9 protein-coding genes, 4 tRNA genes and 1 other RNA gene are annotated in these 9,756 nt (G+C 69.9%); 1 reads left to right on the top strand and 13 read right to left on the bottom strand.

Annotated elements, in window-relative coordinates; translation table 11 throughout:
- Nucleotides 1–81 precede the first annotated feature (81 nt).
- The 6 genes from VKA86_14815 to VKA86_14790 form a co-directional block, all read right to left on the bottom strand.
- Nucleotides 82–588 (bottom strand): roadblock/LC7 domain-containing protein, encoded by a 507-nt coding sequence (locus VKA86_14815; GenBank protein HKK72479.1) that lies wholly within the window; start codon nucleotides 586–588, stop codon nucleotides 82–84.
- Nucleotides 589–734: 146 nt separating this feature from the next.
- Entirely contained in the window at nucleotides 735–1,346 is a 612-nt protein-coding gene (recR, locus tag VKA86_14810; protein HKK72478.1) for a recombination mediator RecR, read from the bottom strand.
- Nucleotides 1,347–1,404: 58 nt separating this feature from the next.
- Nucleotides 1,405–1,722, bottom strand: coding sequence for a YbaB/EbfC family nucleoid-associated protein (locus tag VKA86_14805; protein HKK72477.1), 318 nt, complete (start codon nucleotides 1,720–1,722; stop codon nucleotides 1,405–1,407).
- Between the two features lie 36 nt (nucleotides 1,723–1,758).
- Nucleotides 1,759–3,411: a DNA polymerase III subunit gamma/tau gene (gene dnaX, locus VKA86_14800; protein HKK72476.1), complete on the bottom strand. Its 1,653-nt coding sequence runs from the start codon at nucleotides 3,409–3,411 to the stop codon at nucleotides 1,759–1,761.
- 56 nt (nucleotides 3,412–3,467) lie between these two features.
- An RNA gene (gene ffs, locus VKA86_14795) (signal recognition particle sRNA small type) lies at nucleotides 3,468–3,566 on the bottom strand.
- An 80-nt stretch (nucleotides 3,567–3,646) separates the two neighbouring features.
- Nucleotides 3,647–3,722: transfer RNA gene (locus VKA86_14790), tRNA-Ala, on the bottom strand.
- A 77-nt stretch (nucleotides 3,723–3,799) separates the two neighbouring features.
- On the opposite strand from VKA86_14790, the gene VKA86_14785 reads away from it, so the two are divergent.
- Nucleotides 3,800–4,231 carry a Smr/MutS family protein gene (locus VKA86_14785; GenBank protein HKK72475.1) on the top strand — a complete coding sequence of 144 codons (432 nt, stop codon included), beginning with the start codon at nucleotides 3,800–3,802 and terminating at the stop codon, nucleotides 4,229–4,231.
- Nucleotides 4,232–4,265: 34 nt separating this feature from the next.
- Here VKA86_14785 and VKA86_14780 read toward each other — a convergent pair.
- From VKA86_14780 to VKA86_14750, 7 genes are all read right to left on the bottom strand, one after another.
- Nucleotides 4,266–4,355: transfer RNA gene (locus VKA86_14780), tRNA-Ser, on the bottom strand.
- 74 nt (nucleotides 4,356–4,429) lie between these two features.
- Nucleotides 4,430–4,519: transfer RNA gene (locus VKA86_14775), tRNA-Ser, on the bottom strand.
- A 76-nt stretch (nucleotides 4,520–4,595) separates the two neighbouring features.
- A tRNA-Ser gene (locus VKA86_14770) sits at nucleotides 4,596–4,683 on the bottom strand.
- 88 nt (nucleotides 4,684–4,771) lie between these two features.
- On the bottom strand, nucleotides 4,772–5,284 hold the full coding sequence (locus tag VKA86_14765; GenBank protein ID HKK72474.1) for a nucleoside deaminase: 513 nt from the start codon (nucleotides 5,282–5,284) through the stop codon (nucleotides 4,772–4,774).
- 1 nt (nucleotide 5,285) lies between these two features.
- Nucleotides 5,286–7,319: a hypothetical protein gene (locus VKA86_14760; GenBank protein ID HKK72473.1), complete on the bottom strand. Its 2,034-nt coding sequence runs from the start codon at nucleotides 7,317–7,319 to the stop codon at nucleotides 5,286–5,288.
- A gap of 39 nt (nucleotides 7,320–7,358) precedes the next feature.
- Nucleotides 7,359–9,104, bottom strand: coding sequence for a SpoIVB peptidase S55 domain-containing protein (locus tag VKA86_14755; protein HKK72472.1), 1,746 nt, complete (start codon nucleotides 9,102–9,104; stop codon nucleotides 7,359–7,361).
- A complete protein-coding gene (locus VKA86_14750; GenBank protein ID HKK72471.1) occupies nucleotides 9,101–9,724 on the bottom strand; it encodes a peptidylprolyl isomerase in 624 nt (207 codons plus the stop codon). The genes VKA86_14755 and VKA86_14750 overlap by 4 nt, the downstream gene beginning before the upstream one ends.
- Nucleotides 9,725–9,756 lie beyond the last annotated feature (32 nt).

The raw sequence follows: 9,756 nt of genomic DNA, 5'->3' as shown, positions 1-9,756 counted from the left end.
ACCGTAGTACACGATCTTGCAGTTGATCTCGCGACTCGAGTAGTTGATCAGCGACACGGTCGTCCCCCGATTCCCGTTTCGTCAGTCCGCGAAGAGCTTGTCGATCTCCGACTCGATCCCTTCGGCGAGTTCGGCGTCCATGCCACCGTTCTCGTCGTATTCCTCGTTGCGATACTCGAGCTTCTCGAACAGGCGCTCCACGATGGCCGACAGTTCGTCGACGGCGCGCTTCACGCGCAGGCGTACCAGGCCCAGCGTGGTGCTCTTGTCGAACAGCACCACCAGGATCACGTCGCGCGCGATCCGGGCCAGGTACATGCTGTCCTCCACTCCCTGGTGGTAGAGCGTCGAGAAGTCCTTCTCGCCGATCAACTGGGCCAACTGGTTGTTGGCCTCGAAGTCGGCGGCGCACAGGCTCGCGAAGGCCTGCACGTCGAAGTCGGGCGGCGTGCCCACGTTGGTGATCAGCTGTCCGGTGCGGTCGATCAACAGGCTGCTGCGCGAGTTCGAGCTCTTGAGCAGGTCGCTCATGACACTGTTCATCGCCCAGTAGTCTTCTTCGTAGATCGACCAATCGGCTTTGACCATGTGCAACCGACCCGACCGTGCAAGGAGCATCGTTACCGCGCACCCCGCGTGCTTCCGCGACGGGGTGCGTCGGGTCCGGGAGAGGTCCCGGGCGGATTCCCGGGGCGAGGCTCGCAAGAAGCGTGCACGCGGCGCCGCCGCGCAGATCAGCCCAGGGGTAGGCGGGCCGAGAAGGCGCGGCCGAGCGTGACGTCGTCGACGAACTCCAGATGCCCTCCGACGGGGATTCCGGTGGCCAGGCGGGTCAGACGGCACGCAGACGCCTCGAGCTGCTGGCCGATGTACAGTGCGGTCGCCTCGCCCTCCACGCTGGCCGACAGGGCCAGGACGACCTCCTCGACGGACTCGTCCTCCACCCGGCGGGAAAGATCTTCCAGGCGCAGGTCGGCGGGGCGGATGCCGTCGAGCGGCGAGAGCAGGCCGCCGAGCACGTGGTAGCGGCCGCGGAAGATCGACGCCCGCTCCATGGTGAACACGTCGGTGGCCTGGGCCACCACGCACAGGAGTCGGGACTCGCGGCGTTCGTCGGTGCAGATCGAGCAGAGATCGGCCTCGGCGATGGCGCCGCATCGCTGGCAGGGCCGGACATGCGTCTTCATGTCCTCGATCGCCTGCATCAGCTCGCGGGCTTCCTCGGGCTCGGCGTGCAGCAGGTACAGCGCGAGCCGCGCCGCCGACTTGCTGCCGATGCCGGGCAGCCGTCCGAGGCGTTTCACCAGGCGCTCGAGGCGCGGCGATCCGAATGCATTGGTGTTCACGGGAGACTCCACCGTGGCGGACGGACGGCGGGGGTTCGACGTGCCTGCGACGGAACGACTAGAACAGACCGGGGATGCCGCCACCACCGAGCGGTCCCGCCACGCGCTTCATCTCTTCCTGGGCCATGTCCGAAGCCTTGCGTTGGCCCTCCTGCATGGCGGCCAGGATCAGATCCTCGAGCAGGTCGACCTCGTCGGGGTCGACCGAGGTCGGATCGATCTTCAACGACACGAGTTCCTGCCGACCGTTGAAGACGACCTTCACCGCGCCCCCGCCGCTCTCGGCTTCGACCTGCTTGTCCTTCAGCTCCTCCTGCAGCTTCTGCATGTTCTCCTGCATCTGCTGCGCCTGCTGCATGAGCTTGTTCATGTCCATGGCGGTGCCTCCGTGGCGGAATTCGCGTCGTGGGGATCACTCGGACCGGGTGCCACCCAGTCCGTCGATCAGCTTCCCCAGATTGGGATTGCGCTGCGCCTGACGGGCGAGCTTCTGCTCGGCGTCGGGTGCGACCTCGGCCTGCGTGGCCTTCTGCAGTTCGCTCTCCTCGTCGGCGTGATCGCTGGCGACCGCGCGCAGTTCCAGGGTCCGCCCGTAGACGGTGGCCGCGATCCGCGCCAACACGCCCAGGGCCTCGGTCCGCGCCACCTGCTGGCGCTGGAAGTTGTGCTCGGGCTGGAAGACGAGATCCAGGCGGTCGCCATCGAGGCGTGGCGCGGCTTCGGCGAGCAGGGTACCCAGGGCGATCTGCTTCTCGCGGACCGCGGCGACGAAGCGCCGCCAGGTGTCGTCGCCGGCCGCCGCAGCCTCACCGGCCGGGACGTCCGGCGTGGCCCGGGTGGACCCGGGGGACGGCGTCGACGGTGCGGGCCGTGCGGGAGGGGGCGGGCTCGACGCGGCAGCAGCCGCTCCGGCGGCCCGGGCGGGTGCCGGTGAGGCGTCGCCCAGACGTGCCAGCACCTCACTCAACAGCACCCGGCTCTCGAGCGTGGCGTACTCGACCACCTGCGTCTCCATGAGCCAACGCGGTTGTGGCGCGCGCTCGAGCGCGGCGTAGTGCTCGGCCGCACGCTCGGCCAGGTAGGTCCAGTCGGCCAGGGGCATTCCCTGCGCCTGTTCGGCCAGGCGCTTCTTCACCGCTTCGGGCTTGTCGATCCGATCGACGAGCGCCGTGTCGAGGCGCAGCAGCGTGAGGTCGCGGAAGTTCGCCACCAGTCCGCGCGCGAACTCCACCAGGTCGTGCCCCCCGCGCACGAGCTGGTCGATCAGGTCGAGCGCCGCCTTCGGCTGACGATCGAGGATCGCCTGGTTCAGGTCGAGGTAGGGCTCGTGGCCGACCATGCCGTAGAGCTGCAACACGCCGGCGGCGTCCAGCCGGCCCTCGGTCGAGGCGATCGCCTGGTCGGCCAGGCTGAGCGCGTCGCGCATGCTGCCCTCGGCCAGGCTCGCCAGCATCTCGATGGCGTCGTCGGCGATGTCGATCTCTTCGGACGAGGTGATCGTCCGCAACCGGTCGACCAGTTCCTGAAGCGTGAACAGGCGGAAGTCGAAGCGCTGGCAGCGCGACAGGATGGTCCGGGGGATCTTCACCGGCTCGGTCGTGGCGAAGACGAAGTGCACGTGCTCGGGCGGTTCCTCGAGCGTCTTGAGAAGGGCGTTGAACGCGCCCTTCGACAGCATGTGCACCTCGTCGATGATGAACACGCGCTTCTTGCCCGCGGTGGGCTGGTACTGCGCGTTCTCGCGGAGCTCGCGGATGTTGTCGACACCGGTGTTGCTGGCGGCGTCGATCTCGAGCACGTCGAGAAGATTGCCCTGGGCGATGCCCACACAACTCGGGCACGTTCCGCAGGGCTCGGCCGTGGGCCCCTCGTCGCAGTTCAGCGCCTTCGCCAGCAGGCGGGCCATGGTGGTCTTGCCACAACCGCGCGGGCCGGTGAACAGGTAGGCATGGGCCACGCGACCGCGCGCGATGGCATTGGCGAGCGTGGTGGTGACGTGCTGCTGCCCCACCATCTGCTCGAAGGTCTGCGGCCTCCACTTCCGGGCCAGGACCTGATACGCCATGGGCTCCGCGGGATGTCCCCCCGTCTCCGGGTGAGGGAGCGAGGGATCGGAGGAAGTAGGGCCAGGCGAACTACGGCACGCGGCAGGATTTGCGTACGGCTGCTACCTTCCAGTCCTGACCGGGTTGGCAAGCTGCCACTGCGTAGGGCCTGGCCCCGTCTCGTGCGTCGATCTCCGAGTGGCGGGAACCCGGCGAACCGGGCGATCGACGGAAACGTGTGAGACGTCGAAATGTTGGTGGAGATGAGCGGGCTCGAACCGCCGACCTCCTCGTTGCGAACGAGGCGCTCTCCCAGCTGAGCTACATCCCCACGGCCGTGCAGATTTAGCACGAGCGGGCCGGAGTGTCAAATCGACGGCCTCAGAGCCGCTTTCCGGAGGATTCGCGATGCGCCGGCAGCGCGACGACGACGACGACTCCGATCCGATCCACCGCGAGATCCTCGAGCACCTCGACCAGAACCCCCCGCCCCGGGATCGGGAGCCCACTCCCGCGGCCCCGATCGCGAAGAAGTCGAAGTCGGGACCGGCACCACCACCGCCCGTGGAGCCGCCCCGGCTGATGCTCCGCAAGATGCGACGCGAGCCCGCCCTCGAGCGTCTGTCGACCTTCGTCCGCTACCACCGGCACCGCGGAACGCCGCGCGTGGTGGTCGTGGTCGGACGCGGCCGCCGCAGCGGGGAGCAGGGACCGGTGATCGGGCCGGCCGTCCGGAAATGGTGCGACCAGCATCCCGACCTGGTGCTCGACATCCACGTGGCCCCGCCCTCGCAGGGTGGCGACGGGGCACTGGTCCTGCACCTCGTCGACGACGACTGAACGCGAAGGGCCCGGCGCGTGGCCGGGCCCGATCTGGCGGAGAGGCAGGGATTCGAACCCTGGGACCCCGCGAGGGGTCAGCGGTTTTCAAGACCGCCCCGTTCGACCGCTCCGGCACCTCTCCGTTTCGACGCGGCACCCCGCGGGGTGCCAAGCACGACCGGCCGACCCGAGGATCGGATCGGCCGGTCGATGGACTGGCGGAGAGGCAGGGATTCGAACCCTGGGACCCCGTTAGGGGTCAACGGTTTTCGAGACCGTCCCGTTCGACCGCTCCGGCACCTCTCCGCGGTCCTCGGCGCGCCCGTCACGGCGCGCGATCGGTGTTCCGTTCTTCGGTGGTGGACACCCTTTCGAGATCGGATGGCGGAGAGGGAGGGATTCGAACCCTCGGTACCTTGCGGTACACACGATTTCCAGTCGTGCCGATTCGACCGCTCTCGCACCTCTCCGCGAGTCGGTCGCCGCCACCGGATCCCGGCCGGAACCGGGCCCGCGGCGCGGACCGAAGCCCGAATGTAAGGTCGGCGGGCCGATCCATCAACCCGCGCCGTCGCCTCGGTCGCGGAGCAGACGGTAGAACTCCTGTAGCAGCACGCGGGCCTCGTCCTCGAGACAACCGTCGCTCACCCGCAGGTCATGGCCGAAGGGATTGGCCTGGACCAGGTCGAGGTTCGTCCCGCAGGCTCCGGCGCGAGGATCGCGCACGCCGTAGACCACGCGCTTCACGCGGGCCAGGAGCAGGGCACCAGTGCACATGGGACAGGGTTCCATGGTGACGTAGAGCGTCACCTCGTTCAGGCGCCAATCCTCGATCGCGCCGGCCGCCGCCCCGATCACGAGGATCTCGGCGTGGGCGGTGGCATCGGTCAGACGCTCCACGCGATTGTGGTCGCGGGCGACGATCCGCCCGTCGTGCACGGCGACCGCACCGACCGGGGTCTCCCCCGCCTCGAGCGCCATCTGCGCCTCGAACAGAGCCTGGCGCATGAACGACTCGTCGCGCTGCCGATCGGGCACGAGCGGGTCGAGGCCGTGGCCGTTGCCCTCCACCTCAGTCCTCGATCCGCTCTTCGTGCAGCACCGTGTTGCCGGCGCGGTCCACGGCACGGATCCACAGCCGGCCGTCGACGAGGCGGTCGCGCGGCACCGTGAACTCCTCGAGCGGAGCGTCGAGCACGCCGTCGGCGGGTTCGAGCGGACGCCAGTCGCCGTCGGCGTCGCGGACGTCGACCTCGTCGAGCGGACTCGACGCGTCGACCACGCGCACGACGACTGCCTCGTCGTCCGCTTCGAGGTCGTCGATGCGAGGAGCGGTGTTGTCGACGCGGATCGCCGCGCTCGTCTGCGAGCCCGACCGGCCGCGTCCGTCAGCGTGCACGAACTCGTCGGTGGCGGTGATCCGGGCCACGTAGATCCCGTCGACCACCGACCCCGAATCCCAGGCCAGGATCCGCTCGGGGTGATCGTCGACCACCTGGATCCAGTCGCCGTCGGGCAGGCGCCGGATGTCGACGTCGTAGCGCAGCGCGTCGTCGTTCGGATCGTCGGCGTCCCACACGATGGTGCGCACGCCGCGGACCCAGGTCACGTCCTCGGGTTCGGCGCGCCGGGGCGTGGCGCCGGCCGAGTACTCGACCTGCAGGCCGTTGTCGAAGCGCTGGACCACCGTCGAGGGTCCACCGCCCGGCCCCCCACGACCGACGTCGCCACCGGCCGGCAGCACGCGCAGGCGTTCGACCACCGGCGGCAGGTTGCGCTCGGCCCACGCCAGGTGCACCGCGCTGACCGTGGTCCCGTCGAGCTCCAGTTCGTACTGCAGATGCGTTCCGGGCGGCGACGGGATCGCCGCACCCAGGTCCTGCCATCCGCTCCAGTCCGACCACGAGTCGTCGGGGCTCGCGCGCAGGCCCGTGCGCGTGCGGAAGCGGACGCCACCTTCCCAACCCGACACCCATAGCCGACCGAAGCGCTCGGCGCGTGGGGTCTCGACGATCGGGCCCGTGAAGGTCCCCTGGCCGTCCCCACCCGGCGTCAGAGCGTAGACCACTCCGAGGTTTCCGGTGGCGACGTAGGTCGCGTCGCCGTCGGTGAGGATGTCGAGGGGATCGCCGCCGTCGAGCTCGGCCCACAGACCCATGCGGCCTTGCGGGTCGAAGCGGAGGATCCGGCCCGACTGCGCCTCGCCGGCGAGGAACGAGCCGTCGTCGGTGCGGGCCAGGCTGAGCAGGACCTCGTCGCCCTCCCAGAGCGTCTCGAAGGCACCGCTGCGCGGAACCCGCGCGATCCGGCTGCCGCGTTCGCTCTCTTCGCCTGCGACGTTCGTGCTCAACACGAACACGCCGCCCTCGCCATCGGACACCATCCCGGCGATCTCGTCCTGCGGTGCCTCGTAACGCAGCGCCGGAGTCGACGTGTCGTCGCCGTCGATGCGCAGCACCAGTCCCGGTCCCTGGGTGCCGATCCACAGGCCGTCGTCGTCGCGCAGCAGCGCGGTGAGGTTCGTGGCGGGGAAGCGGTGCAGGACCTCGCCGGCCTCCGAGCCCTCGCCGCCGCGGATCAGGCGTGCCCCCGGACCGGTCCCGGCCACCCACGAGCCGTCGACGCTGCCGCGCGCGAGCGACCACACCGACTGCTGGGGCAGGTCGAGTTCGATCGCGACCGAACCCTCGTCGTCGATGCGATAGACCACGCCGTCTGGACTGGTGCCCGCCAGGACGTCGTCGCCGTCGACCAGCAACGAGAGCAGTTCGAAGGCGATGGTATCGGCCAGTTCCACGAGTTCACCGTCGGCCGCCCGGCCCTCGGTGCGGTACAGGCGTCCGTCGTCGCCAGCGCCCACCACCAGCCGACCCTCGGCGTCGAGGGCCAGCGACCAGGCGTAGAGGCTCTCGGTCGCCATCGGCTCGATCGCAACGGGAGCCGGCACCAGGTGTCCGAGTGGATCCAGGGCCAGGCCGTCGAGGTCGCCCTCGAGGAACTGACGGACGTCGTGGCTGGCCGTCTTCGTGCTCCCGCGCGCGTCGGCGTCGAGAGGGAGTGCCGTCGCCAGGGCGATCGCGAGCAGGACCCGCAGGGCAGTGGACATGTCAGGGCTTCGCTTTCCGCCAGGGGCATCGGTTCGGCATCAACGGGACTCGCCACGCTGCTCGCCTTCGGGAGCCTCGGGGGCGGGCTCGGCCATCGGCGGACCGTGGACCACCAGATCGAGGGTGCTGCCACCCTGCACCACCAGACCCGCATCGACGGACGTGCGCGCGAGTGGAGTGACCACCGAGGCCTCGGCACCGCGTGCGACGTAGCTGCGACCGAGCGCCAGACGATGTGTGCCCGGCAGGTCCTCGCGTTCGACCCCACGCGTGATCATCGAGGTCGACGGGCCGTACAGCACGGCCACCACCTCGGTCGCCGGCCGCCGCAGGGCCAGGGCCTCTCGGATCTGACGCATGCCGAGATCCGCCCAGCGCGCCGGGCTGCGGGCGATCTCCTCGCCGAAGGCCCGCGCGCCGTCGTTCACGTGCAGACGGTAGGGACCGGGACCGAGCTTCTCGGGAACGTCGAGGGTCAGCGTGCGCCAGCGGCTGCCGCGTTCGCGCTCGATCAGTTCGACGCGGATCTCGATGGCTCCACCCGGCTCGATCCGGGGATCGTCGACCTGCACGCGGCCGATCGTCGCTCCGCGCGATCCCGGTTCGATGCGCACGTCGACGTGCATGGACTCCAGGCGCGGCGCACCGTCGCGCGCGCCCTGCAGCAGTTGCACCGGCAGGGCCACCTCGGAAACCAGCTGCTGTCCGGCCCCCGCGCCGAGCAGCGAGGCCTCCGAGCGGAGCTGCGTGGCATCGGCCAGGTCGGCCTCGATCGAGAGGTGCACCTCGTAGTTGGCGCCCAGCTCCCGGCGATCGGTGATCGCCGACTGCACCGCCCAGCCCAGCAACTGCGGCGTGAGTCCGCGCATGCGGGCGAGCTCGAAGCGGTAGTCCTGTCCGTCGCCCGCGGTCGCGCCGTCGATGCGCAGCGTCAGCGGGAGAGTGTCGGCGCGCTCGCCCAGACGGCCCGACACACCGGCCCGCCGGTCGAGCTGCAGGGCGCCGACCACCTGGGTGGGCACGGCCATCTTGAAGCTGATCTGGCGACTCGGCACCACGGTCACCACTTCGGCGCGGGCCATCGGCAGGCTCACCGGTCCGGCGCCGAGGAAGGGATGGCCGAAGGCGAGTACGGTGTCGCCGATGCGCTCGGTCACGGTTCCGGTGGCGAACAGACGCGCGTCGCCGTCGACCAGCAGGACCGACACGGCGTCGCCCGCTTCCAGCGTGCCGTCGGTGTCGAGGGTGACGTCACCGCCGCGCACGGCGGCCGCCTGCACCACGGGGGCACCCAGCGCGTCCTGCATGCTCTCGGTGAGCACCGGCGCGAACCCACTCGCGCTCCACACCAGACCGCTGCCACCGGGCTCGGGACGCGCATCGACCAGTTCCACGGTCTCGTCGACCCCGGCCTCGAGGTCGTCGGCCAGGCGACGCATCTCCTCGATCGGACGGATCCCGGCGATGGGCTCGCTGGCGAAGCCCCAGGTGCTGGCCACGGCGCCGATCAGCGTGCCGTCGACGTACACCGGGCTGCCGCTCATGCCCTGCAGCACCCCGGTCTTCTCGAGCCCGGCCCCGGACAGACGCGCGAGGATGGTGTTGCCGGCCGAACCCCAGCTCTCCATCACGCCCAGGATCTCGACCTCGAAGCGTTCGCGTTCGGTGCCCGAGAGAACGGTGATCCCGTAGCCGCGATCGCCACGGTCCACGGCGCCGGCGTCGCCCGCGGTCAGGACCGACGCGAAGAAGAGGACGAGGCCGAGCCGGATCCGCGCCGTCACTCGCCCGTCCCGGGGCTGCCGAGGGTGATCGACTCGATCCGCACGTCGCGGATCGGTCGATCCGTCGTCGGGTTCACGTCGAGGTCACCGAGCGCCTGGACCACGTCCATGCCCTCGACCACCTCACCGAAGATCGTGTAGCGGCCGTTGAGCCACGGCGTCGGCACCAACGTGATGAAGAACTGACTGTCGTTGGTGTTCTCGGTGGCACGATTCGCCATGGCCAGCACACCGGGACGATCGAAGCCCCGGGCGGGATCGATCTCGTTGCCGAACGAATCGCCCCAGATGCTGCGACCGCCATAGCCCGTGCCGTCGGGATCCCCGGTCTGGATCATGAAGTCCTCGACGACCCGGTGGAAGACCACGCCGTCGTAGTAGCCGTTGCGTGCGTGCGTCGTGAAGTTCTCGCAGGCCATCGGCGCCGAATCGGGGAACAGTCGGAGCGTGAAGTCTCCGAGATCGGTGTGCAGAACGGCGATCACGTCGTCTCGGGTCTCGCCGTCGGCGCCGACGGCCGCGGTCGGCGCGAGCCCCAGGCAGAGGATCACTGTGGCCAGCCACGCCCAGGGGCGCGTCGGGGTTCCGGGCCGGTCGTACCGGCAGGGATTCGGGGCCATGGTCACTCCGGGATCGGCTGTTTCGGGGACGG

The organism is Candidatus Krumholzibacteriia bacterium (assembly GCA_035268685.1).
Classification (GTDB): domain Bacteria; phylum Krumholzibacteriota; class Krumholzibacteriia; order JAJRXK01; family JAJRXK01; genus JAJRXK01.
The sequence above is the reverse complement of the archived record's forward strand: the minus strand, read 5'-3'. Positions and strand labels throughout refer to the sequence as shown.